General features: G+C 75.1%; 16 protein-coding genes and 1 pseudogene. 11 read left to right on the top strand and 6 right to left on the bottom strand.

Features of this window, described 5'->3' with window-relative positions:
• Positions 1 to 250: 250 nt before the first annotated feature.
• Positions 251 to 832 (bottom strand): TetR/AcrR family transcriptional regulator, encoded by a 582-nt coding sequence (locus tag AB0O09_RS01590; RefSeq protein ID WP_363539069.1) that lies wholly within the window; start codon positions 830 to 832, stop codon positions 251 to 253.
• Positions 833 to 971: 139 nt separating this feature from the next.
• Between AB0O09_RS01590 and AB0O09_RS01585 the strand changes: the two genes are divergently transcribed.
• Entirely contained in the window at positions 972 to 1,946 is a 975-nt protein-coding gene (locus tag AB0O09_RS01585; protein ID WP_344624905.1) for a LuxR C-terminal-related transcriptional regulator, read from the top strand.
• 180 nt (positions 1,947 to 2,126) lie between these two features.
• Here AB0O09_RS01585 and AB0O09_RS01580 read toward each other — a convergent pair whose 3' ends face one another.
• Positions 2,127 to 3,026: a phosphotransferase gene (locus AB0O09_RS01580; protein WP_363539067.1), complete on the bottom strand. Its 900-nt coding sequence runs from the start codon at positions 3,024 to 3,026 to the stop codon at positions 2,127 to 2,129.
• A gap of 246 nt (positions 3,027 to 3,272) precedes the next feature.
• On the opposite strand from AB0O09_RS01580, the pseudogene AB0O09_RS01575 reads away from it, so the two are divergent.
• The 3 genes and pseudogenes from AB0O09_RS01575 to AB0O09_RS01565 form a co-directional block, all read left to right on the top strand.
• Positions 3,273 to 3,488: pseudogene (locus AB0O09_RS01575) on the top strand (transposase); the annotation flags it as partial.
• Positions 3,489 to 4,247: 759 nt separating this feature from the next.
• Positions 4,248 to 8,336: a Pls/PosA family non-ribosomal peptide synthetase gene (locus AB0O09_RS01570; protein ID WP_363539065.1), complete on the top strand. Its 4,089-nt coding sequence runs from the start codon at positions 4,248 to 4,250 to the stop codon at positions 8,334 to 8,336.
• Complete coding sequence (locus tag AB0O09_RS01565) at positions 8,251 to 8,430, top strand: hypothetical protein (protein WP_363539063.1); 180 nt, start codon at positions 8,251 to 8,253, stop codon at positions 8,428 to 8,430. The genes AB0O09_RS01570 and AB0O09_RS01565 overlap by 86 nt, the downstream gene beginning before the upstream one ends.
• Before the next feature lie 372 nt (positions 8,431 to 8,802).
• On the opposite strand, the gene AB0O09_RS01560 is transcribed toward AB0O09_RS01565, so the two are convergent.
• Positions 8,803 to 9,951, bottom strand: coding sequence for a hypothetical protein (locus AB0O09_RS01560; protein ID WP_363539061.1), 1,149 nt, complete (start codon positions 9,949 to 9,951; stop codon positions 8,803 to 8,805).
• Positions 9,952 to 10,134: 183 nt separating this feature from the next.
• On the opposite strand from AB0O09_RS01560, the gene AB0O09_RS01555 reads away from it, so the two are divergent.
• The 6 genes from AB0O09_RS01555 (at position 10,135) to AB0O09_RS01530 (ending at position 21,558) form a co-directional block, all read left to right on the top strand.
• Entirely contained in the window at positions 10,135 to 13,821 is a 3,687-nt protein-coding gene (locus AB0O09_RS01555; RefSeq protein WP_363539059.1) for a DUF4132 domain-containing protein, read from the top strand.
• Between the two features lie 80 nt (positions 13,822 to 13,901).
• Positions 13,902 to 14,984, top strand: a complete 1,083-nt coding sequence (locus tag AB0O09_RS01550) for an AAA family ATPase (protein ID WP_363539057.1) — start codon at positions 13,902 to 13,904, stop codon at positions 14,982 to 14,984.
• Positions 14,984 to 17,359, top strand: a complete 2,376-nt coding sequence (locus AB0O09_RS01545; RefSeq protein ID WP_363539055.1) for a DUF5682 family protein — start codon at positions 14,984 to 14,986, stop codon at positions 17,357 to 17,359. The genes AB0O09_RS01550 and AB0O09_RS01545 overlap by 1 nt, the downstream gene beginning before the upstream one ends.
• Positions 17,356 to 18,498 carry a VWA domain-containing protein gene (locus AB0O09_RS01540; RefSeq protein ID WP_363539053.1) on the top strand — a complete coding sequence of 381 codons (1,143 nt, stop codon included), beginning with the start codon at positions 17,356 to 17,358 and terminating at the stop codon, positions 18,496 to 18,498. Before AB0O09_RS01545 ends, AB0O09_RS01540 begins: the two co-directional genes overlap by 4 nt.
• Positions 18,495 to 20,525 (top strand): hypothetical protein, encoded by a 2,031-nt coding sequence (locus AB0O09_RS01535; protein ID WP_363539051.1) that lies wholly within the window; start codon positions 18,495 to 18,497, stop codon positions 20,523 to 20,525. The genes AB0O09_RS01540 and AB0O09_RS01535 overlap by 4 nt, the downstream gene beginning before the upstream one ends.
• Before the next feature lie 427 nt (positions 20,526 to 20,952).
• Complete coding sequence (locus tag AB0O09_RS01530) at positions 20,953 to 21,558, top strand: transglycosylase family protein (protein ID WP_363539049.1); 606 nt, start codon at positions 20,953 to 20,955, stop codon at positions 21,556 to 21,558.
• 457 nt (positions 21,559 to 22,015) lie between these two features.
• On the opposite strand, the gene AB0O09_RS01525 is transcribed toward AB0O09_RS01530, so the two are convergent.
• Together AB0O09_RS01525 and AB0O09_RS01520 are read right to left on the bottom strand one after the other, a co-directional pair.
• Complete coding sequence (locus AB0O09_RS01525; RefSeq protein WP_363539047.1) at positions 22,016 to 22,456, bottom strand: VOC family protein; 441 nt, start codon at positions 22,454 to 22,456, stop codon at positions 22,016 to 22,018.
• A 56-nt stretch (positions 22,457 to 22,512) separates the two neighbouring features.
• Positions 22,513 to 22,848 carry a hypothetical protein gene (locus AB0O09_RS01520; RefSeq protein WP_363539045.1) on the bottom strand — a complete coding sequence of 112 codons (336 nt, stop codon included), beginning with the start codon at positions 22,846 to 22,848 and terminating at the stop codon, positions 22,513 to 22,515.
• A gap of 221 nt (positions 22,849 to 23,069) precedes the next feature.
• On the opposite strand from AB0O09_RS01520, the gene AB0O09_RS01515 reads away from it, so the two are divergent.
• Positions 23,070 to 23,909, top strand: coding sequence for a siderophore-interacting protein (locus AB0O09_RS01515; RefSeq protein ID WP_363539043.1), 840 nt, complete (start codon positions 23,070 to 23,072; stop codon positions 23,907 to 23,909).
• 94 nt (positions 23,910 to 24,003) lie between these two features.
• Here the strand turns inward: AB0O09_RS01515 and AB0O09_RS01510 are convergent, their stop codons facing one another.
• Positions 24,004 to 24,819, bottom strand: a complete 816-nt coding sequence (locus AB0O09_RS01510) for an alpha/beta hydrolase (RefSeq protein WP_363539041.1) — start codon at positions 24,817 to 24,819, stop codon at positions 24,004 to 24,006.
• Between the last annotated feature and the right edge of the window lie 10 nt (positions 24,820 to 24,829).

Below are 24,829 nucleotides of genomic sequence, written 5' to 3'. Positions count from 1 at the left end.
CTCCGTCCGGCTTGCCGTCCGGGTCTCTCCCCCTGCCGGCGATCAATAGCTTCGCCCAGGCCGGAACCCCCGGAAAGGGTTTCCGGCTGTCGCCAACTCGCCTGGCGGGATCCCGACATCAGATCATGTCCATGACAATTCGGCAGGCACGGAGCTCGCAGGTGGAAGGGCCGACCGCACGGCGCCCGGAGGGGACACTCCCCCGGCGACAGACGGCAGTCGCACCTGCCCGCCGCGTGGCGGGCAGTGCTCAGCGCGCGCGGAGGCCGTTCAGGAGCCATTCGACGCGGGCGGTGGTGTCGTCCGGGTCGAGGGGGTCGGTCCCGAGCAGGAGGCGGTAGTAGACCGGGCCGAAGAGGAGTTCGACCATGGTGCGGGTCGGGACGTCGGCGCGCAGTTCACCGGCCGCGACGGCCCTGTCGAGACGGTCCTGCCAGCTCTTGTTGCGCGGTTCGAGGAACTCGGTGAGCAGGTCGCCGGCGAGGCGGGCGTCGCCCTGGGCGTCGGCGACCAGGCCGCGCCAGATCGTCCCGAGGTCGGTGCCCAGGGCCTCGACGACCCCCTGGGCTGCGACGACCATGTCGGCGACGACGTCGCCGGTGTCCGGAACCCCGGAGAACGGTCCGGTGCGGTCGTTGAGGGCCTCGAGGACGACGGCCGCCTTGCTGGGCCACCAGCGGTAGATGGTCTGCTTGCCGACCCCCGCCGCCGCGGCGATGGCCTCGACGGTGACCTTGGCGTAGCCGTCGCGGGCGGCCAGTTCGAGAGCGGCGTCGAGGATGGCGCGGTGGGAGCGGGGGTTACGCAGATCCGGATTCGGTGCGGGGGCCATGGCCACGGATTCTTTCACGAGACGGTCCGCCCCGTCTTGACGCGGTCGACCCCGTTCGACCAGCATGTGCGAAGCGAAACGAGACGTATCGACTCGTCGTTCTGATCAAGTGAATTGGTGCAGCTGGGGGGCTCACATCGTGCTGGAGACTGTCGGCCTGACCGCCGTGGCGGGCGCCGTGTACGAGGCCATGCTCGACCAGCCCGGCATGGGCGTCGACCAACTGGCCGCGGCCTGCGACCTGAGTCCCGCCCAGGTCCACGACAGCCTCGACGAACTCGCCGCACTCATGCTGGTCCGCGGGTCCACCGAGCACCCCGGGCGGATGCGCGCCGTCAGCCCCGAGATCGGACTCGCGGACATGCTCGCCCGCCAGGAGGCCGAACTCGCCGCCCGCCAGGCCCAGTTGGCCGCCTCCCGCGCCGCGGTCACCCGGATGGTCGCCGACCGCGCCGAACACCGCACCGCCCACGGACAGCGCCTGCTCGGCATGGACGCCATCCAGACGCGGCTCGAACAGATGGGCCGCGACGCCCGAACCGAGGTCCTGGGCGTCCACCCCGGCTCCGCCATGCGGCCCGAGGACCTCGCCGCCGGACGGCCCGCCAACGCCGATGCCATAGCCCGTGGCGTCACCATCAAATCCCTCTACCAGGACGCCACCCGCAACGACCCCCACACCACCGCCTACGCCCACTGGCTCCTCAGCCTCGGCAGCGAGGTCCGCACCGCCCCCGTGCTCCCCCAGCGCCTGATCATCGTGGACCGCACCCAGGCCCTCGTCCCCGTCGACCCCACCGACACCCGCAAGGGCGCCCTCCACGTCACCGAGCCCGGCATCCTCACCGCCCTGCTCGACCTGTTCGACCAGGCCTGGCACACCGCCGTCCCCCTCGGCGCGACCCGCCCCACCGACCCCACCAGCGGCCTGACCGGCACCGAACGCGAACTCCTGCGCCTCCTCGCCGCCGGCCTCACCGACGACGCCGCCGGCCAGCGCCTCGGCATCTCCTCACGCACCGTCAGCCGCCACATGTCCTCCCTCATGGAACGCCTCAACGCCACCAGCCGCTTCGAAGCCGGCATCAAAGCCGCCCAACACGGCTGGCTCTGACCACACCCACCAGCCACCCGGGCCCCCACCGGGTGCACCCGGGCACGGACCGGCGACCTCCGACGGACCGGCCCGGCGGACCCGGCCCCGCCCCGCACTGCTCGCGGGGCGGGGCCGTGCTCGCTGCGCCGACCGGCCTTGCCGCACCCCGTCGACGGACAGACCGACCTGACGGGCTTCTCAGCGGCCGTTCAGGACACGATCGAGCGCCGACCGGCCTGCTGGCCGCCACTCCGGCTTGCCGCCGGGCAGGCCGCGGTCCCCGTTCTGGCCCATCAGCATCAGGAAGAGGCTCTTCATGGCGGCCAGCCCGCGCGCCCGTCGCACCGCCGCCGCGTCCGCTCGCGCGTAGCCGTCGAAGAACCGCGCGGCGCCGCCGGCGGGGAGCAGCAGCCAGGCGGCCGCGAGGTCCCACGCCGGGTCGCCGGCGAAGAGCGCGCCGAAGTCGACGACGCCCGCCAGGGTGCCGTCCGCGACGACGACGTTCGCGGGATGGAGGTCGCCGTGCACCCACACCGGCGGGCCCTCCCACGCAGGGGCCGCCACCGCGTCGTCCCACACGGCCCGAACGTCGTCCTCGGAGACGGGACCGAGGTCCACGGCCCGCAGGAAGTGCTCGAAGCCGTCCGTGCAGTCCTCGGGGGGAGCGCCGAAGTCCGAGGCCGTGGGCGCGTCGGCGGGGGCCTCCACGTGCAGGGCCGTGAGGAAGGCCGCCAGACCGTCGGCCGCGTGGTCGCCGCGGGTGATGGAGCCGTGGTCCAGCGGCGTGCCCTCGACCCACGTCATGACGGTCCAGATCTTCGGGAACCGCTCGGACGGTGCACCGTCGCGCACCGGTGTCGGGATCGGAAGCGGCAGGCGCGAGGCCAGCACCGGCAGCCAGCGACGCTCCTTGAGCTGGAGCTCGGGCGAGTCGTCCATCCGCTGCATCCGGACGGTCAACTCGTCCCCGAGCCGCCACATCTGGTTGCCCCAGCCACCCGCCACCTCACGGATCGGCAACTCGGCCAGGTCCGGATGCTGTTCCCGCAGCAGGGCGCGGACCAGATCCTCGCTGATCTCGATCTCGGATTCGACCACGAGCAGTCACAGTAGTTGAGCCGGGCAGAACGGGCCCGCCCCCCGGGGGATCCGGTTTCGCCGACTCGGGCCTACTACCGCCCGACTACGCGATGTCGTCGAGCGATTGACACAAGCCGGGAACCGGCGGCCGGGCGACCCGGAAATCCCGATCATGACGGACTCCGGCTACGACATCGTCTACCTCTCCAACGCTCTCGCGGACCCGCCGGTCGTGCCGGTCGGACGCCTGCGCCCGGACCGCGTCAACACACCTTCCGCCTGATGGAGCAGACGCTCGGCCGGACCGCCCCGAAGATCCGCCACGCCGACAGTGCCGACCTGTGGACCTGGCTCATCATCGCCGTCCGCACCCCACTCCGGCTTGCCCGGCCACTGGCCGAGGACCTCCACCACCCTTGGGAACGACCCGCCGAGCCCCGCCGCCTCACCCCGCCCGAGCTCAGGGGACGTTCCTACCGTTCCCGGTATGACCGATCACCTGCGCACCACCACCCCGACCACGCCCGGCCCGGCACCCTCGTGCTGCTGCCCGCCGGCCCGGCCTGCAGCAGAGCCACCCACCGGGGGTGGCGGCATGAGTCCGACCTCCGGCATCAGCCCCCTCCCCGCACACCGCTGCGCCGCTTCCCGGACCGGGAGATGTCCGCCGGCCCCGAGCCGCTGCGGGAGAACTCCCGCGCCCGCTACGCCACCGAGCCCGTGCTGATGCCGCCCACCGGCGCGCTCCGACCCTCGCCTGGCCGGGCCGACCGGTTCCGCCGGAACGGCTGATTCCCCGCCACGCCTGCCGGAGCACCGCCGGGACGCCTCTCACATCCTCCATCGGCACAACGCTCCGAAACTTTATCTCCGGTTTAACCGGCTTCCATTCACGGCCTGGATCGACTACGCACTGAACCTGCGTGAGAAATACGTACACCCATTTGGATTCCCGCGCCGGTAGCCCGCCCCGCGGCGCAGTACTCTCATGATTTGGCGGCCGTTACCTGCGGATTCGGCCCGACGTCGCGCATGGCCGCGGCCCTCGCACAGCGCTTTCGAGACTGCGGATGAGAATTTCCTTTGACCTCGCCCGTCTCGCATCCACTCGCCACTGGAGCACCCCATGGCGAATGGGAACGTAATCAATCCGAGATCGTCACACACCCTCATTCCCGTGCGGGGGAGTGCCCTACCCGCGTCGTACTCAGCAGTACACGGAACCGAGGAAGAGACCTTATGGACACACGCGAGAACCCGGCGGGCGTGAACACGCTGAGCCGACCCTCGCCGGGCACCGGCACCGGCACCGGCGCCGGTTGGCCGGTGGCCGCGGCGCCGGAGGCCCGCAGCCTGTTCGACATCATCTCCGCCACCGCCGACGCCCATCCGGACGCGCCGGCGCTGGACGCCGGTGGCACGGTGCTCGGCTACCGCGCGCTGCTGCGCGCCGTCGACGAGTTCGCCGAGCGGCTGACCGGTTACGGCATCGGCACCGGCGACCGGGTCGGCATCCGGGTGCCCTCCGGCACCGCCGACCTCTACGTCGCCATCCTGGCCGCGCTGCGCGTCGGGGCCGCGTACGTACCGGTGGACGCCGACGACCCGGACGAGCGGGCCGCACTGATCTGGCAGGATGCGCAGGTGAGTGCCGTGGTCGGGGCGAACGGGCAGCTCGCCCCCGGCACGCGGCCGGTCTCCGGCGCCGTCCCGGGTCCCCTCCCGGCCCCGCCGACCCCGGCCGACGACGCCTGGATCATCTTCACCTCCGGCACCACCGGCCGCCCCAAGGGCGTCGCCGTCACCCACCGCAACGCCGCCGCCTTCGTCGACGCCGAGGCCCGGCTCTTCCTGCGCGAGCGCCCGCTCGGCCCCGGCGACCGGGTACTGGCCGGTCTGTCCGTCGCCTTCGACGCCTCCTGCGAGGAGATGTGGCTGGCCTGGCGGCACGGCGCCTGCCTCGTCCCCGCTCCCCGATCCCTGGTGAAGGCCGGCACCGACCTCGGCCCCTGGTTGGTGGAACGCGGGATCACCGTCATCTCCACCGTCCCCACCCTCCTCGCGCTCTGGCCCGAGGAGTGCCTGGACGCCGTCCGGCTGGTGATCGTCGGCGGCGAGGCCTGCCCGGCCGACCTGGTCGAGCGCCTGGCCGCCCCGCACCGGGAGTTCTGGAACACGTACGGGCCCACCGAGACGACCGTGGTGGCCACCGCCGCCCGGCTGCTTCCCGGGCAGCCGGTGCGGATCGGCGCCCCGCTGGACGGCTGGGAGATCGCCGTCGTCGACGCCGCGGGCCGACCGGTCGGCTGGCACGAGACCGGCGAGCTACTGATCGGCGGCGTCGGCACCGCGCGCTACTTAGAGGCGGCCAAGGACGCCGAGAAGTTCACCGCCAATCCGCACCTGCACTCCGAACGCGTTTACCGCAGCGGCGACCTGGTGCGCAACGAACCCGAGGGCCTGATCTTCGCCGGCCGCGCCGACGAGCAGGTCAAGCTGGCCGGCCGGCGGATCGAGCTCGGCGAGGTCGACGCCGCGCTCCAGGCGCTGCCGGACGTCCGGGCCGCCGCCGCGGCCGTGCGGACCACCCCGGCCGGCAGCCAGCTGCTGGTCGGCTACCTCGTGCCGCAGGCCGACACCGAGCTCGACCTCGTCGCCGCCCGCGCCACCCTGCTGGAACGGCTGCCGCAGTCGCTGGTACCCGTCCTGGCCGTACTGGACGAGCTGCCCACCCGCACCTCCGGCAAGGTCGACCGGGCCGCCCTGCCCTGGCCGCTCACCACCGGCCCGCAGCCGGGCACCGGCTTGCGCCCCGCCAGCACCGCCGGCTGGCTCGCCGAGCAGTGGGAAGCCCTGCTCGGCCTGCCGGTCGGCGCCGACGGGGACTTCTTCGCCCTAGGCGGCACCAGCCTGACCGCGGCGAAACTGGTCTCCGCGCTGCGCGCCCGCCACCCCGGCGTCTCCGTCGCGGACCTCTACGCCCACCCCACCCTGCTCGATCTCGCCGCCCGGCTCGACGAGTTCGACACCGGGCCGCGCGAGCACCGCCAGGTGCGCCGCACCCCGCTGCGCGCAGGCGTCTGGCAGACGCTCGTGCTGGCCGCGCTGTTCACCGTCGTCGGGCTGCGCTGGGTGCTCACCCTCGCCGCGCTCGACAACCTGACCGGCAACACCCTGCGGCAGGCCCCGCACACCCCCTGGTGGCTGATCATCACCGGCCTGCTGCTGCTCTCCAGCGCCCCCGGTCGCCTACTGCTCGGCAGCGCCGCCGCCCGGCTGCTCACCGCCGGCCTCAGGCCAGGCAGCTACCCGCGCGGCGGCGCCGTGCACCTGCGCCTGTGGGCGGCCGAGCGCATGGCCACCGCCTTCGGCGTGGTCGGCCTGACCGGCACCCCCTGGGCCCGGCACTACGCACGGGCCCTCGGCTGCAAGGTCGGCAAGGGCGTCGACCTGCACACCCTCCCGCCGGTGACGGGCCTCGCCCGGCTCGGCGCGGACTGCAGCGTCGAGCCCGAAGTCGACCTCGCCGGCTGGTGGTTGGACGGTGACGTGCTGCGCCTCGGCGCGATAGAGATCGGCGAGGGCGCCCGCGTCGGCACCCGGTCCACCCTCATGCCCGGCGCGCGCGTCGGCGCCGCCGCCGACGTCGCCCCCGGCAGCTGCGTCCTCGGCACCGTGCCCGCCGGCGCGCACTGGCACGGCTCCCCGGCCCGCCCCAGCACCGAACCGCGCCCCGACTGGCCCGCGCCGCACCGCCACCACTACCGCCGCTGGGACCTCGCCTACGGTGCGGGGCTGCTGGTACTCGGCCTGCTGCCCGTACTCTCCTCCCTCCCCGCGCTCGCCGTCCTCTACCCGCTGATCGACACCGACCCCACCCTCGGCACCGCACTGATCCAACTCCTACCCTCCACCGTGCTGTTGATCGCCATCACGCTCACCTGCTACGCCACGCTGCTGGCCCTGCTGATCCGCGTCCTCAGCCGTCCGATCCGCCCGGGCTTCCACCCGGCACAGGGCAGGGTGGCCTGGTGCGTGTGGGCCGTCAGCCGACTGTCCGACACCGCGCGCCGCTCGCTCTTCCCGTTCTACGCAAGCCTGTTGACGCCCGTCTGGCTGCGACTGCTCGGCGCCAGGGTGGGCCGCCGCGTCGAGGTCTCCACCGTGCTGGCGCTGCCCGGGCTGATGCGGGTGGACGACGGAGCGTTCCTCGCGGACGACACGCTGATCGCGCCGTTCGAGGTGCGCGGCGGCTGGCTGCGGATCGCACCCTCGCGGGTCGGGCGGCGCTCGTTCGTCGGGAACTCCGGCATCGTCGGCCCCGGCCGCACCCTCCCCGACGACGCGCTGGTCGGCGTCCTCTCCGACGCCCCCGCGCACAGCGAGCCCGGCTCCTCCTGGCTGGGCCGCCCCGGCATCGCCCTGCCCCGGGTGGCGGACACCGTCGAGGAGAGCCGCACCTACGACCCGCCGCGGCGGCTGGTGTTCGCCCGGGCCGCCGTCGAACTCTGCCGCTTCATCCCGCTGGTCATCACCGCCGTGCTCGCCGACCTCGTCTTCGGCGCACTCCAGACCCTGCGCGACCAGGACGGCCTCGCCCTCACGCTGGCCGGCGCCGGGCTGGTGACGGCCGGTGCCTCGCTCGTCGCCTGCCTGCTCACCACCCTCGCGAAGTGGCTGCTGGTCGGCCGCTTCAAGGCCGCCGAACACCCGCTCTGGTCCAGCTTCGTGTGGCGCAACGAGCTCTACGACACCTTCGTCGAGGAGCTCGCCGTGCCCTGGGGCGGCCAGATCCTGCTCGGCACCCCGTACCTCAACCTCTGGCTGCGCAGCCTCGGCGCCAACATCGGCCGCGGCGTGTGGTGCGAGACGTACTGGCTTCCCGAGAGCGACCTGGTCACCGTGGAGGCGGGTGCGAACGTCAACCGCGGCACGGTGCTGCAGACCCACCTGTTCCACGACCGGGTCATGCGTCTGGACGCCGTCCGGCTCCAGGCCGGCGCCACCGCCGGTCCGCACTCGATCGTCCTGCCGGGTACCACCGTCGGACCGGGCACCACGATCGGTCCGGCCTCACTCGTCATGCGCGGCGAGGAGGTCCCCGGCGGCACCCGCTGGCTGGGCAACCCGATCGCCGTCTGGCCCACCGAGCACGCCGAACCCGCGGATCCCCGCCCTCGCCGCCTGCCCGGGCCTGATCACGGTCGCGGTCGCGATCGCCGGCCGCTCCGCCTTCACTCCGGTGCGCGCCATCAGCCCGGGCATCGCCGCCATCGGCAACGCGATCACCGCCGCCCTGCCCAAGTCCGCCACCGGGACGTTCTCTGACCACGGCGCGGCGGCCTTCTTCACCACGTGGCAGACCTACGGCTTCGCCCTCACCGGCATCGCCGCCGTCCTGCTGCCGGAGAACGCCCTCTGAGGTGTCCCCCCGGTGCGCCGAACTCTTACGGCAGCCACCTCGTGTGTGCCAGCTGCTCATCCGAAGTAGGTCGGCCCGGGTGGACCTGGGCGGAACGGGTGAAGCCATGAGCACGCGTCTCAGTCCCACACGGCCGGGGTGCAACCCGTCGACCCGGGATCGTCGACTCGGTCGGGTGACCCTTCCGGCCGGCCGGCCGCGGAAGCGGGGCCTCCCCCACAGCTCGTGGAGGTGGCGGATCCGACCGGCCGACAGCCGGGCCGTGTTCGGCAGGCCGGGGACGGGGACGGAATCTCTTCACACCCCCGGCCACTGCCGCCTGGTGGCGTCCGCCCTGTGGAGCGGGCAGTGGCGACGACCGCCCGGACCGGGTCAGTGGTAGGCGGCGTCCGTGTTCTTGGTCGGGCGCTCCTCCGGCGGCAGCGGCTTCAGCCCGGCCTTCGTCACCGCGACCGCGCGGGCCGCGTGGAACGCCTCGACCGGATCGCCCTGATCCGCCCAGACCTCGGCGCCGCACCAGCGGCCGATCAGCCGGAACTGCTCCACCGCCGCCTCGTACATCGCGGCCTCGCCGAGGTGGTACGCCAGCAGCTGCCGCAGGCCGGGCAGCTTGTCGTTGTCGGCCGGCACCTCGGCCAGCGCGTCCGCCACCGCCCACAGCCGCTGCCGCGCCTCGGGGCCGATCGGGAGGGTGGAGCGGCGCTCCCGGAGCTCCGACAGGGCGTGCAGGTAGATGCCCGCGAGGGGGCTGCCGACCGGCGCGCCGTCCATGGCGCGCTCGGCGAACTCCATCATCTGCTTGTTGGAGCCGAACCACTTGGCGCACCAGTACTGCATGCCCTGCCAGTGGCCCTCGTAGTGGTGCGGGGCGCGGGCGACGAGCCCGGCCCACAGCGGCCGGAAGCGGTCCGGCTGGTACTGCGCGCCGCGTGCCGCCGTCACCATGACCACCCACGGACCGGGGTTCTCCGGCGCCAGTCGGGTCGCCCGCTGCGCCGCCTCGATCGCCGCGGGGAGCAGCGCCCGGAACTCCGCCATCCGCTCCGCAGGTACCTCGCGGGCGTACCCCGAGCCGCGCACCGCCCAGGCGCGGTGCACCATCAGGTCCGCCTCCAGGGTGGCCGCGTCGCAGTCGCCCGGGTCCGCGTCGCGCCACTTCGTCAGCCACGCGTCGTCCTCGCGGGCGATCGCCCGCAGCAGCTCGAAGCGGTTCCAGTGCTCGTCCCAGTCGGTGCCGGCCGCCTTGATGTACGCGGCGGCCGCCCGCCAGTCGCCGCCCCAGACGGTGTTCGCCAGCTCCTGCGACTCCTCGCGCGCCCGCTCGCCCTGCGGCGGGCCGGACCGGCGCGCATCCAGCGCCTCACGCGGCACCAGACCGTACGCGGCGGCGTCGAAGGACACCGGCGCCCGCCGGGCGGGGGCCGACGCTGCCGGGGAGGACCTGCCGCCGGAGCCGCTCCGCATGCTGCGGACCACGGCGAAGATCAGGAAGATGACGAGTGGGGCGATGATGTGTGTCACGCGCGGAGATGGTCCCGACTCGAACAGCCGGCGGCAACTGCGTTTCCCGTCCGCCTCCGTGACAGCCCCGCACCGTCGCGACGGACGGCGTTCCCGCGGCGGGGCTGAGCCCGGCGGACGGCCTGTCGGTGGGCATGGCTACTGTTCCTCCCCTGATCAACCGTTCGAGGAGAGGGCGGAGCTGTGCGGCGCTGGGAGTTCGTCGAGGGTGGCTCGGACAAGTTCTGGGAGGCCGCGGTCGACGGTGTCGTGGTGACCGTGCGCTACGGCCGGTCCGGCACCGACGGGCGGGAGCAGAGCAAGGAGTTCCCGACCGCGGAGGCGGCGCAGGCGCACTTCGCCAAGACGGTCGCCGAGAAGGAGCGCAAGGGCTACCGCGAGGCCACCGCCGGTGCGGCGCCCACCGCCGCGCAGCCGGTCGTGGCAACCCGAGCGGCCGCCGCCCCGGACGCCCCCGCGACCACGACCACGACCACGGACCTCCCGGCCGCCCCGCTCGACGAGGACGCCTTCGTCCTGCCGGACGCCTGGCGGCGGATCCTGGTCCCCCGCCGCGGCGGCGTGGCCCGTGCGACGACCGCGCCGACGCGGAACGCACCGGCGAAGCTCAGCGCCCTGATCGCGGAGCGGGCGGAGTGGGTGGAGCAGGCGCTCGCCTCCTCGCACAGCGACGCCGACCTGGTCGCGGCCGCCCGCACGCACCTGGGCGGTGTCACCGACGCGCGCGGTGCCGCGGTGGTGGCGGCGCTGGTCGCCGACTCCCCGGAGGGCTACCGCCGGGCGGTGGACGGCTGGGTGGTGGAGCACGGCCTGCCGTTCGCGGCCCGGGCGGTGGTCGAGCTGCTGGAGGTCTCGGTGACCTCGGACTCGTCCAACTCGCGCCGGTTCAATCCGCGGGTCAATGCGGCCAAGCACCGGCACCGGGCGTCGGTGGCGCACCGCCCGGCCCTGGACCGCGTCCGCGCCCTGCTGGCGGTCTGCGACGAGGAGACCCACGCCGCCGTGGTCGAGGCCCTGGCCGGCTGCCGTCGGAACCTGCCGCGCCTGGTGGCGGCGGTGTACCTGGTGCCGTCCGAGACCGCCTGGGCCGAGGAGTGCGTCCGCGCATCCGGGGGGCTCGACACGACCGCGTGGTCGATGCTGCTCTGCTCGCTCTCCTCGGCCGAGCCGCTCGAGGAGCTGGACCGCCTGCCGGGCCTCGGCTGGGACGGCTGGTCGGCGGAGGTCATCGCCACCGTCGCGGAAGGGCTCGGCAGTGGCGCCGCGCCGCTGCTGCTGCACGCCCTGGCCCACGACTACCTCTACAGCGACCGGCGTAAGCAGTTGCTGGCCGCGCTCGCCGAGCTGCCGTCCGACGACGCCTTCCGCGGCCTGCTGACCCATCAGGGCGACGACAAGGCGGCCCGCGGGGCCCTGGTGGCGTCGGTCCGCCGCTACCCGCGGCGGGCCGTCCGGCTGCTCTCCGAGGCCGCGGCGACGTCCGCCGATCCGGCCGCCCGGCAGCTCGCCGGCCAGCTCCTCGCCGCGCACGTCGCCGCCCACCGTGCGATCGCGCTGGAGCTGCTGCCGGAGCTGACGCCGGAGCAGGCCGCCGTCGTGCAGCCGCTCACCGAGGTGGCCGACCGGGTGCCGGACGTCCCGGTCGCCTCGCTGCCCGAGCTGTTCACCAGCCCGCCGTGGACCCGGCCGCGCTCCACCGCCAAGCCGCGCGTACTGACCGGCCTCACCGCGCCGGACGGACCGCATGCACCGGACCCGGCGGGCGGGCCGCAGCTGCGCTGGCTGCCGGGCGAGCAGGACGCCTGGGCGATCTCCGAGTCCTGGTACGCGCGCTGGTCGGACGGCGACTGGCAGCGGATCGCCGACACGATGCGGGCCGTGGCCGAGCGGCCCGGCGACCCCCGGCACCACTCCAACCGGCACGAGGAGCTGGGGCTGTTCGCGTACGGCGACGAGGAGCTGGGCCGTCCGCTGATCGCGGGGTGGCGCGGCGGCGAGCACATCTGGGACGCCGTCGGCGCGCTGCGCCGGGTCGCCGCCCGCTTCGGGACGGACGCGCTGGAGCCGATGCTGGCCGCCGCGCAGCACAACCCGGCCGCCCACGCGTCGCTGCTGCTGCCGTACCTGGACGGCCGGGTGGCCGCGACCATGGCGGACTGGCTGGTGCGCCTCAAGTCGGCCGGGGACACCGCCCGTGCCTGGTTCGGCCGGCACGGGCTGGACGCCGCCCGGCTGCTGGTGCCCGCCGCGGTCGGCAAGGTCGGCGTGGCCCGGCGCAGCGCCGAGCACGCCCTGCGGCTGATCACTGCCGCGCACGGCGCCCCGGCGGTGTGCGCGGTCGCCGGTGAGTACGGTCCGGACGCGGCGGAGGTGGTGGGCGTGCTGCTGTCCGCCGACCCCCTGGTGAACGCGCTGCCGGCGAAGCTGCCCCAGCCCGGCGACTGGGCGGAGCCGATGATGCTGCCGCAGCTGCTGGTGCGCGGCGGCGGGGGCGCGCTGCCGCCCGAGGCGGTGCGGCACGTGCTCACCGTGCTGGCGCTGTCCAAGCCGGGGGCGTTCTACCCGGGCCTGGAGCAGGTGGCGGAGGTGTGCGAGCCGGAGTCGTTGACGGCCTTCGCCTGGGCGGTGTTCGAGCAGTGGAGGCTGGCCGGCATGCCGTCGCAGGACGGGTGGGCGCTGCACGTGCTCGGCCGGCTCGGCGACGACGGGACGGTCCGCCGGCTGACGCCGGTGCTCCGGGCGTGGCCTGGCGAGGGGGCGCACCACCGGGCGGTGGACGGTCTGGAGGTGCTGGCCGCGATCGGCAGCGACGTCGCCCTGCTGCACCTGCACGGCATCGCGCAGCGGGTGAAGTTCAAGGCGCTCAAGGCCCGGGCGCAGGAGAAGATCGCCGAGGTGGCGGCCGGGCTCGGCCTGTCCGGGGAGCAGCTCTCCGACCGCCTGGTGCCGGACTTCGGGCTGGACGCCGACGGCACCACCGTCGTCGACTACGGCACCCGCACGTTCACCGTCGGCTTCGACGAGCAGCTGAAGCCGTACGTGCTGGACGCGGACGGCGCCCGCCGCAAGGACCTGCCGGTGCCGGGGGCGCGGGACGACGCCGAGTTGGCGCCGGCCGAGCGCAAGCGGTTCGCCGCGCTGAAGAAGGACGTCCGCACGGTGGCGGTGGACCAGATCCGCCGGCTGGAGGACGCGATGGTCACCCGGCGGTCGTGGACGGCGGAGGAGTTCGACCAGCTGTTCGTCGGGCATCCGCTGCTGTGGCACCTGGTGCGCCGGCTGGTGTGGCTGGCCGAGGCGGACGGCGTCACGACGGCGTTCCGGGTCGCCGAGGACCGCACGCTGGCGGACGTCCGGGACGAGGTGTTCGCGCTGCCGTCGGGGGCGACCGTCCGGCTGGCCCATCCGCTGCTGCTCGGCGACGACCTCGGCGCCTGGTCGGAACTGTTCGCCGACTACGAGATCCTGCAGCCGTTCCGTCAGCTCGGCCGGCCGGTGTACGCGCTGAGCGACGAGGAGCGCGCCGGTCACCGGCTGACTCGCTTCGAGAACGGTCCGGTGCTGCCGACCGCCCGGCTGGTCGGCATGGAGCGGCGCGGCTGGCAGCGCGGCGCGCCCCAGGACGCGGGTGTGGAGCGCTGGCTGTCCCGCCGGGTGGGCCCCGACCGCTACGTGGTGCTCGCCCCGGAGCACGGCATCGCGGTCGGCATGCACGACGTGTATCCGGAGCAGCGGGTCGAGACCGTGTGGCTCGACATCCGCCCGGGCGACTACTGGTCCCGCGACCGGACGTTCCCGACCTTCGCCGAGCTCGACGCGGTGACCGCCTCCGAGGTGATCGCCGACCTGACCGAGCTGACCTCGCCGTGAACCCGCCCGCCGATACCAAGAGCTGCACCCCCACCGACAGCTGCACCGACAGCCGCACGGACCACCCCGGGAAGGCCGCCATGACCACCACCGCCGAGGAGCAGCTCCAGCGGCCGCCCGCCGAGGTCCGGTACGCCGAGGAGCTGGCGGCGCTGCGCGCCGAGGACCGCGACCACCGCCCGCCGGGCTGGGAGCTGAGCCTGCGCGCGGCCCTGCGGTTCGTCGTCGGCGACGCGGCGGCGGGCATCGCCCGCAAGTTCGTCGGCGATCCGGCGCTGGTCGAGCGTGCCCTGGTGACGCTGGCCACCAACCGCGGCCTGCTGCTGGTCGGCGAGCCGGGCACCGCCAAGTCGCTGCTGTCGGAGCTGATCGCGGCGGCGGTCAGCGGCACCTCCCGGCTGACCGTGCAGGGCGGCGCGGCGACCACCGAGGACCAGATCAAGTACTCGTGGAACTACGCCCTGCTGGTCTCCGAAGGGCCGTCCACCCGCTCGCTGGTGCCCGCGCCGATGCTGCGCGGCATGGCCGAGGGCCGGATCGTCCGGTTCGAGGAGATCACCCGCTGCCCGCTGGAGGTGCAGGACTCGCTGCTGTCCCTGCTGTCCGAGCGGGTGGTCGCCGTCCCGGAGCTGGACGGGCCGGAGGGCATGGTCTTCGCCAAGCAGGGCTTCAACGTGATCGCCACCGCCAACACCCGCGACCGCGGCGTGAACGAGATGAGTTCGGCGCTCAAGCGCCGGTTCAACTTCGAGACGGTCTTCCCGATCCCCGATCTGGACACCGAACTCGCCCTGGTCGAGGCCGAGTCCGGGCACCTGCTGCGCCGCTCGGGGGTGGCCGCGGCACCCGACCGGGACCTGCTGGAGGTCCTGGTCACCGCCTTCCGGGAGCTGCGCGCCGCCGAGGGCGGCGACCGCCCGTCCGCGGTGATGAGCACCGCCGAGGCGGTGTCGGTCGCCCACGCGGTCGGGCTGCGCGGCTGGTACCTGCGCGGCGAACCCGGCAACGCGGCCGACCTGGTCTCCAGCCTGGCCGGCACCGCCGCCAAGGACAGCCCGGAGGACCTGGCCCGGCTGCGCCGCTACCTGGAGCAGCGGGTGCCGCGGCGGCGCGGCCCGCACTGGCAGGCCGTGCACGACGCCCGCCACCTGCTGGCCGGCTGATGCCCGCGGTCTTCCTCGGCGTCCGCCACCACTCGCCCGCCTGCGCACGCCTGGTGGCTGACACCGTCCGCCGGCTGCGGCCCGCGTACGTGCTGGTCGAGGGCCCGGCCGACCTCAACGGCCGGCTGGACGAGCTGGCCCTCGGCCACGACCTGCCGATCGCCGTGTTCGGCCACTACCGCGACGCCGGACGCACCGCCACCACCTGGGCGCCGCTGTGCGACCACTCGCCCGAGTGGGTGGCGTTGCAGGAGGGCCGGGCGGCCGGCGCGGAGGTGCTGTTCGTCGACCTGCCGTCCTGGCACCCGGCGTTCGCACTGCGTGCCAACCGGTACGCCGACGCGGAGGCCCGGTACGCCGAGGCCACCGCCCGGCTGTGCGAGCGCTTCGGCACCGGGTCGGTGGACGCGCTGTGGGACGGCCTGTTCGAGGTGGCCCCGCCGGAGGGGCTGGCCGAGCGCCTGGACGCCTACTTCGACCTGGTCCGCGGCGACGCCGAGGCGGACGAGGGCGACCGGGCCCGCGAGGCGTACATGGCCGACTGGGTCCGCGCCGTCCTCGCCGAGGCGGGGACGGCGACCGTGCTGGTCGTCACCGGCGGCTTCCACACACCCGCCCTGCGCACCCTCGCCGCACGGCCCGCCGAGGCGCCCGGCCGGCCCGCGCTGCCCGCGCCGCCGCCCGGCGCCGTCTGCGGCAGCTTCCTGGTGCCGTACTCGTTCCGGCAGCTCGACGCGTTCGCCGGGTACCAGTCCGGCATGCCCTCGCCGGCCTACTACCAGCGGCTGTGGGAGGACGGACCGGAGGCCGCCGCCGACCACCTGCGGCGGTCCGTCGTCACCCGGCTGCGCCGGCGCCGCCACCCGGTCTCCACGGCCGACCTGGTCGCCGCCGCCGCGCTCACCGGCGGCCTCGCCGCGCTGCGCGGCCACCCCGTGCCGTCCCGCACCGACGTGCTCGACGGACTGGTCGGTGCACTGGTCAAGGACGACCTGACCCAGCCGCTGCCCTGGTCGGAGCGCGCCCCGCTGGCGCCGGGCAGCCACCCCGTGGTGGTGGAGATGGTCGCGGCCGGCAGCGGCACCCGCACCGGACGGCTGCACCCCGACACGCCCGCCCCGCCGCTGGTCCACGACGCCGCCGCCCGGCTCGCCGCGATCGGCGCCACCGGCACCCGCCCGCTGACCTGCGACCTCACCACCGAGGACGGCCTGACGGCGAGCCGGACGCTGCACCGGCTGCGCGTCCTCGGCGTGCCCGGCCGCCACCGCACCGCCGGACCGGCCCACGGTGCCGACCCGGTCACCACCGAACGCTGGGAGGCCGGACCGGAGGCCGGCCGGGACGCCGCCCTGATCGAGGCCGGCGCGTACGGCGCCACCCTCGACGAGGCCGCCGCGACCGTCCTCGCCGAACGCGCCCGCACCACCGGATCCGCCGACGCCGGACTCGCCGCCCTGCTGTTCGACACCGTCCTGTGCGGCGCCACCGCCCTCACGGACCGCCTGCTGACCACGCTCACCGCCACCGTCGCCCGCCACCCGGACCCGGGCGCGCTCGGCGCCGTGCTCGCCACCGCACTCGGCCTGTGGCGGCACGACCGCGTGTACGGCACCGCCCGCAGCCCGCTGCTCGCGGCCGTCCTGGAGGGCGCCGTCAGCCGCATCCTGTGGCTGGTCGAGGGCGCCCACGGCCGCTCCGGCGCCGACCCGGCCCGGCTCACCGCCCTGGCCGCCGTCCGCGACGCGCTCCGCCACGCCCCCGAGCAGCTCACCGCCACCCCGGCCGACACCGCCGCGCTCGCGCTCCGCATCACCCGCGACCCCCACGCCCCCGCCGACCTCCGCGGCGCCGCCCACGGCCTCCACCTCACCCTCGCCACCACGGCCGCACCGACGGCCGCCGCACCGACGGCCGCCGCCCTGAACGCCGCAGGCGACCCGCGCACCCCGGCCGGCCCCCGGGCCGCCGGCGCCCCGAGCCCTCTCGACCTCCCCACCGCCGCCCTGAACGCCGCGGGCGACCCGCGCTCGCTCGGCGACTGGCTGGGCGGCCTGTTCGCCCTCGCCCGCGAGGAGGTCACCGCCGATTCCGGCGACGGCTCGCTGCTGGCCGTCCTGGACTCCGTCCTCGCCGAGCTCACCGACGCCGAGTTCCTGATCGCCCTGCCGGCCCTGCGCCAGGCGTTCGCCTGGTTCCCGCCGCGCGAGCGCGAGCGGATCGCCCGTCGGCTGATCGAGCGCCGCGGTCTGCGCGGCTCCGGGCGCGGTCTGCTCCGCACAACCGCCGACCCCCTGCACCTGGCCGCCGCCCGCGCCCTGGAGGAGAACGTGACCGCCCTGCTCGACCGCCACGGCCTGCGGAGCGCCCGGTGACCCCGCCCGACCCGACCGCCGAGTCGGCCCCGGACCCCGCCCTGGAGCGCTGGCGTCTGGTCCTCGGCTCCCCCGCCGAACCGTGGACCGGCCGCCCGAGCGCCGACGGCGCCGCCCGCGACGCCGCCCTGGAGTGGCTCTACGGCCGCGACCAGGATCTCGACCGCCGCGGTGTCCGCAGCGCCGGACTGGAGCCGTCCCGGGTGACCGCGGTCGACTGGCTGGACGACATCCACCGTCTCTTCCCCCGCGAGACGATCGAGCGCCTGGAGCGCGACGCGGTCGAGCAGTACGGCATCGACGAGATCGTCACCGACCCGACGGTGCTGGAGCGGGTCGAGCCGAGCCCCGCCCTGCTGCGCGCGGTGCTCCGCACCAAGCACCTGATGAACGATCAACTGATCGGCCAGGCACGCCGGATCGTGGCCGCGGTGGTGCGGCAGCTGATGGAACGGCTCACCCCGGAGCTGCGCCAGGCGTTCACCGGTGCCCGGTCGGCGCGCCCCAGCCGGCGCCCGCTGGCCCGCGACTTCGACTTCCGCCGGACCGTCCGGGCCAACCTCGGGCGTTACCGTCCCGCCGAGCGGCGGATCCTGATCGAGCGCCCGCACTTCCACTCCCGCACCCGCCGGCACCTGGAGCAGTGGCAGTTGATCCTGCTGGTCGACCAGTCGGGATCGATGGTGGGTTCGGTGATCCACTCCGCGGTGACCGCGGCCTGTCTGTGGAGCCTGCCGGGGCTGAAGACCCATCTGGTCGCCTTCGACACCCAGGTCGTGGACCTCACCTCCGACGTGACCGACCCGGTGGAGCTGCTGATGCGGGTCCAGCTCGGCGGTGGCACCGACATCGCCCGCGCGGTCGACTACGCGGCCGGCCTGGTGGAGAACCCGCGGCGCACGATCCTCGCGGTGATCAGCGACTTCTACGAGGGCGGCGACCGGTACCGGCTGCTGCGCACCGTCCGCTCCCTGACCGGGCAGGGCGCCACGGTGCTGGGCCTGGCCGCGCTGGACGAGGAGGCGGCCCCGGCGTACGACCGCGAGCTCGCCGGGCTGCTCGCCGACGCCGGGGCGCACGTCGGGGCGATGACACCGGGGATGCTGGCCGAGTTCGTCGCCGAGAGGCTCGGCCGGTGAGCGCCGGGACCCGCCCCGACCTGCTGGCCCTGGACGCGGAGACGCTGGCCGCCCTCGCCAACCGCGGCCTGGTCAAGCGCGCAGCCCGGGAGGTCGACGCCGGGGACGGACCGGTGCCCGCGCTCGACCCCGACGGCACGCTGCGCGGCACCTGCCCCGACGGCAGCACCGTCGCCCTGCCGCCCGGCACCGGGCTGGACGGCGGCAGCTGCAGCTGCGGCGCACCCGGCGTGTGCCGCCACCGGATCGCCCTGGTCCTCGCCCACCGACGCACCGCCGCCGGTGCCCCCGACAGCTCTCCCGGGCCCGGCGCCCCCGAGAGTCCCCAGGAGCCCGGAACCCCTGCCTGGTCCCCCGGCGCGCTCGACGACGAGGCGCTGACCGCCGCCGTCGGTGCCCGCGCCGTGGCCGCCGCCCGCCGCACCCTGGAGCGCGGCTACACCGCCCGGCTGCACCACGCCCGCCCGGACGCCCCGCAGCCGGTCGCCGAACTCGCCGCCTGCACGGTCCGCTTCCCCGTCCCCGGCGAGCTGGGCTTCGCGGTCACCGACGCCGCGCAGGACCGCCGCGGCGAGATGATCGCCCTCGCGGTCTGGGCCTTCCGCGCCGCCGACGGCCGACCGACCGTCGCCCTCGGCGGCCGCTCCGAGCCCGACCCGGACACCCCGCCGGTCCTGGACGCCGCGCAGCGCTCCGCCCTGGACACCGCGCTCGACCTCACCCGCGAGCTGCTGCTCGACGGCGCCGTGCACGCCGGGCCGGTCCTCGCCGCCGCCTTCCACCGGGTCCGTGACGAGCTCGCCGCCCGGTCCCTGCACTGGCCGGCCGGCGTACTCGCCGACCTGATCGGCCAGCTCGACGCGTACGCGGCCCGGGCCGCCGACCACCGGCCCGAGGAGACGGCCCTGCTCCTGGCCGAACTGCACGCCCGCCACCGCGCCACCGCACATCCCGGGGCGGCGCCGTCCGAGGTGCTGGGCGTCCGGGAGACCGCCGAGACGCCGCTGCGCCGGGTCCGCCTCACCGCACTGGGCTGCCGGGTGCGCGGCACCGCGACGGCCCGCTCCGCCGAGGTCTACCTCGCCCACCCGGCCGCCGGGACGGTCCTGGTGCTGCGCCGCAGCTGGGACCTGCCCGCGGACGGCACCCCGCCCACGGGGCACGCGCTGGGCGCCCGCCGGATCGCCGGCCACCGCCTGGCCGCCCTCGCCAGCGGGAACGTGGTCAGCGAGAGCGCGGTCCGCAGCGCCGCCCGCGAACTGGGCCTCGGCCGCGGGCGGATCGCCGCCACCACCGTCTCCCCGGTCGGCACCGCGTGGACCGACCTGCCCGCCCCGCTGCTGCTCACCGACCTGGACGCCCGGCTGCGCAGTCCGGAGGGCCGACCTCCGCGGCTGATCCGGGCAAGGATCGCCGCCGAGTCCGTGCACGTGGTGGAGCTCTCCGCCGTCGAGGACGTCCGCTACGACGCAGCCGAGCAGCGCCTGGAGGCCGCCGTCCGGGACGCCGTCGGCAACCCGGCCACCCTAGCCGCCACCTACGACCCGGCCTGTCCCGGCGCCCTCGACGCGCTCGCCGCGGCCCTCGCCTCCAGCACCGTCACCCACGTCAGCGCCACCGTCGGACGCGTCGCCGGCCGTACCGTGCTGGAGCCCGTGGCGCTGCTCGCGGGCACCGCCGTGGTCGTCCCCGACCTGGCACCCGGCGGCGGCTCCGGCACCCTCGCCCCCGCCGCAGCACCGGCGGCCGACCCGGTCGCCGCCGACCTCGCCGAGGCCCTCGCCGCGCTCGCCGACACCGCCCACCGCGGACTACGCCACCCGCACGGTCCCGCCCTCTCCCGCCTGGAACGCACCGCCGACCGGCTGGGCCTCGGCGGCCTGGCCACCACCGCCGAACTGCTGCGCGCCCTCGCCCACGCGCTGCGCAGCGGCGACCGGGAGGCCGCCGTCCGCGGCTGGGCGGACGCCGCCGTCCGGGTCGCCGTCGCGACCGAGGCGCACCGGGAGGCCGTCCGCCACGGATGAGTCGGGGCGGGTGAGTCGGGGTCGGCGCCCACCGTGCGGCGGATCAGCCCTGCCGTCGGCGGACCGTCAGAGACCGTCCGGTGCCACGGCGGCCTCGCGGACGGACCGGAGGCGCAGCAGGGCCACCTGGCCGTCGAAAACGCCGATGCAGTGCGCAGAGGCCGACCATGAAGCCTGCCGCTGGAGGACCGCGGTGATCTCGATCGTCGGTCACCGCGCCGCGCCGTCCCTGCGTGGACGGGTGTCCGCGGGCCGCCGGGCCGCGGCCGCGTGGCCTGTGCGGTGTGCGGGTGGCTCCGCGGGGCCGGGCGGGTGATGTTCCCGGGGTGTCGGCCGGGCTGCCGCCGCGGCCTGTGCGAACGCTGGGAGGGCGGTGCCCCGGGGTGCCGGCCGTCCGATCGTCGACCCTCTCGGGGAGCGCTCCGCAATGTCCGTCGCCCACCGGATCCTGCAGTTACTCCTCGCCCTCGTCTGCGCCACCGGGCTGTGGACCGCGACCACCGCCCCCGGCCACGCCGCACCCGCCGCAGGCAGCACCGCCGTCCAGGGCGTCGACTGGGACCGCATCGCGGCCTGCGAGAGCGGCGGCCGCTGGCAGGCCAACACCGGCAACGGCTACTACGGCGGCCTCCAGTTCGACCGCGCCACCTGGCGCGCCAACGGCGGCACCGCCTACGCGGCCCGCCCCGACCTCGCCACCCGCGAGCAACAGATCGCCGTCGCCGAACACCTCGCCGCCCGCCGCGGCCTCACCCCCTGGCCCACCTGCGGCCCCCGCACCGGCGGACGACCTACCGCGGCCCACCACGCGGTGCCCGCGCCCCGGCCCGCCACCCAACAGCCCGCCGCCCGGCAGCCCACCGCCGAACCGGACACCGCCACCGTCGTGGTCCAGGACGGCGACACCCTCGACGCCATCGCCCAGGCACAGCAGGTGGACGGCGGCTGGCCCGCCCTCTACCAGGCCAACCACGACACCATCGGCGACGACCCCGACCTCATCCTCCCCGGCCTGCCCCTCCGACTCCCCTGACGGTCCGATTCGGGCGCACGGCAGGCCGAGGACGTCCGCAAGAACGTCGGGTCGGCTCCGCAGCACCCCCATGTCCTCGGGCCGCGGGAAATTCTCCTCCCCGGGCAACCGGCCGAATTGTCATGGCGTCTTCACCATCAACAGCACGCAGCCGTACCGACATTGACGGTCCGTCGGCTGTTATGACGATCCGGGGGGATCCAACCGGGCAGCCGACGGGCAGGGTCCACTGCTGGTCGGTGGGACCGTTGCAGTCCCAGATGCTCAGGACATCGACTGCCCCGGAAACCCCGGAACTCGCCGACGCACTCCCCACGGGGCGGCCCCGACCCCCGTCACCGGCCGGGCCCGCCGGCTGACCCGACCTGTGACCGACACGGCCCGGCCCGACGCCGTACGGCGGAGTCGTCCGTACGGCGAGCAACAGGGTGGCGAGCAACAGGGTGGCGAAAGGCCGTCAGCCGATCCGTTCGGCCAGGGCGAGCAGGATGCCCGAGGGGCCGCGGAGGTAGCAGAGGCGGTAGACGTCCTCGTACCGCGCCACCTCGCCGATGAGTTCGGCGCCGTGGAGGCGGAGGCGGGCGACGGTGTCGTCGATGTCGTCGACGGCGAACATCACCCGGTGCAGGCCCAGCGTGTTCGGCGGCGGGTTGTGCGATCCGTCGCGGATCGCCGCGGGGGCGTGGTACTGCACGAGCTCCAGCTTGCCGTGGCCGTCCGGGGTCCGCATCATCGCGATCTCGCTGCGGACCCCGTCGAGTCCGACGGCCTGGTCCGCGAAGAGGCCCTCGATCCGCGCCCTGCCCTCGACCTCCATGCCCAGTTCCGTGAAGAAGGCGACGGCGGCGTCCAGGTCGTCGACGACGATGCCGACGTTGTCCATCCGTTGGAGCGGCATGACGGTCTCCCTCTGCGTTGCGCGGTCCTCTGCGGAGTGCAGCCCTGCAACGACCGTCAGAGCCGGTACCGGGCCTCGCAGTGATGGCAGTGGAACACGGCCACCGGCTCACCGGAACGGGATTGCCGTACGACCCACCCGAACGAGAGCGCGGACAGCGCCCCGAGGACGAACGCGACCGCCGCCCCCGTCGCACGGCCCGTCAGCAGCAGCTCGACGGCAAGGACGACGAGCACCCCGGCCGCCAGGAGCCGCCCGAGACCACGGCTGCGGGCCACGGTCCGGTACCGCTCGCGCACCACCGTGAAGTCCGCCGTCTCCTCGCACCGCGAACACCCCGACCCCGGAGCCTCGCAGGCCTGCACCGTCTCGCCCCACACCTCGTCCGCCACCCGGCCAGCCTAGGGTTGCGTCCGGGCCGTGGGAACGGCGAACGGACGACCCGTTCAAGAACTGCCTTCCCCCACACGCACCGTGAGTGACGGGATGCCGGGGTTCGGCGACGGCCCGGCCGCAGCCACCTGCACCCGCCCCCCGCTCCGAAGCGCCCGGCTGCGCTGCTCGGCGAGTGTTACGTTAGCGAGCCTAAGTAAAAGACATGAGGAGAGCGTCCATGGCAGAGCGTCAGGCCCGCAGGCCCCGGAAGCCGCACACCGCGCACGTCGTCCGCACCGAGCGGATCACCCCCCACATGCAGCGCGTCGTGCTCGGCGGCGACGGCCTCGCCGCGTTCCCGGCCGGCGCCTTCACCGACCACTACGTGAAGGTGCTGTTCGGCGCCGAGGGCGTGACCTACCCCGAGCCGTTCGACCTGGAGCGGATCCGCGAGGAGTTCCCGCGCGAGCAGTGGCCGGTGACCCGGACGTACACCGTCCGCGCCTGGAACCCCGAACTGCGCGAGCTCACCCTCGACTTCGTCGTCCACGGCGACGAGGGCCTCGCCGGTCCCTGGGCGGTGCGCGCCCGACCGGGCGAGACCGTCCGGTTCATGGGCCCCGGCGGCGGCTACGCGCCCGACACCACCGCCGACTGGCATCTGCTGGCCGGCGACGAGAGCGCCCTGCCCGCCATCGCCGCGGCCCTGGAGGCCCTGCCGGCCGACGCCGAGGTCCGCGCGTTCGTCGAGGTGGCCGGCCCCGAGGAGGAGCAGAAGTTCGACTCCGCCGCGGAGGTCGTCTGGCTGCACCGAGGCGACCGCCCCGTCGGCGAACTGCTCGTCGAGGCCGTCCGCGCGCTGGAGTTCCCCGCGGGCCGGGTGCACGCCTTCGTCCACGGCGAGGCCGGCTTCGTCAAGGAACTCCGGGCACTCCTGCGCGTGGACCTCGGGATCCCCCGCGAGGACCTCTCCGTCTCCGGCTACTGGCGGCTCGGCCACAACGAGGACGGCTGGCAGGCCTCCAAGCGCGAGTGGAACGCCCGGGTCGAGGCGGAGCAGGAGGGCCCCGCCTCCTGAGCCCGGCTCCCCCGTCGCGGAACGGCGTCGGCTCCCGCCGCGCGCGATCAGCGCGGCGGGAGCCGACGGGGCGGCCACGGGTGCCGTCGGGCTGTCAGGTGCCGCGCAGGAACGCCGTCACGGTCGCCGCGTACTCCCGGGGGTGCGTCACATGGGGGATGTGGCCCGCGCCCCGGAAGGTGTTGCGCTGCGCCCGCGGCAGGGCCGCGGCCAGACGGTCCAGCACGGCGCCGAACCACGCCGGGCTCTCGGTGCCGCTGCTGAGCAGCACCGGCGCCGTGCAGGCAGCGAGTCCGTGGACGTCCAGGGCGGCCCAATCCGGGTCGTCCTGTTCGTCGAGCCAGGTCTGCGCGTGGGTGACGAAGGTGTCCCGGAGCGGTTCGGGCATCGCCTCCCAGGCGCCGGGGCCGAGCGCGATCCGCTCGACGAAGACCTTCGCGCCGGCGGCGTCCTCGCCCTCGCGCACCAGCCGTTTGGCCTCCTCGACGGCCGCCGTCACCGTCCGCATCTCCGCCACCGCGGCGGGGTCGTCGAGGACGAGTCCGGCCAGCGGGGGTTCGTGCAGGACGATCCGCCGGAACAGCTCGGGGCGGCGGGCGGCCAGACCCGCCGTGATCGATGCTCCGAAGGAGTTCGCCGCCACGTTGGCGGGTGCCGGGCCGAGTACCTCGATCAGTGCTGCCAGGTCGTCCTCGTCCTGCCGCCGGGTGCCGGGGCCGGGTACCCGCTCGCTGCGGCCGTGGCCGCGCCGGTCGTACGCCACCACGCGGAACGACGCCTTCAGGTCGGCGTCGACGGCGGGCCCCCACGAGCGGTGGTCGTTCCACGAGCCGTGCACCAGCACCAGCGGCTCGCCCTCGCCGGTCTCCTCGTACTGCAGCAGCACGTCACCGGCGCGGACCTCGGCCATGGCGACACCC

Source organism: Kitasatospora sp. NPDC093679, from assembly GCF_040683455.1.
Taxonomy (GTDB): Bacteria; Actinomycetota; Actinomycetes; order Streptomycetales; family Streptomycetaceae; genus Kitasatospora; species Kitasatospora arboriphila.
The sequence above is the reverse complement of the archived record's forward strand: the minus strand, read 5'-3'. Positions and strand labels throughout refer to the sequence as shown.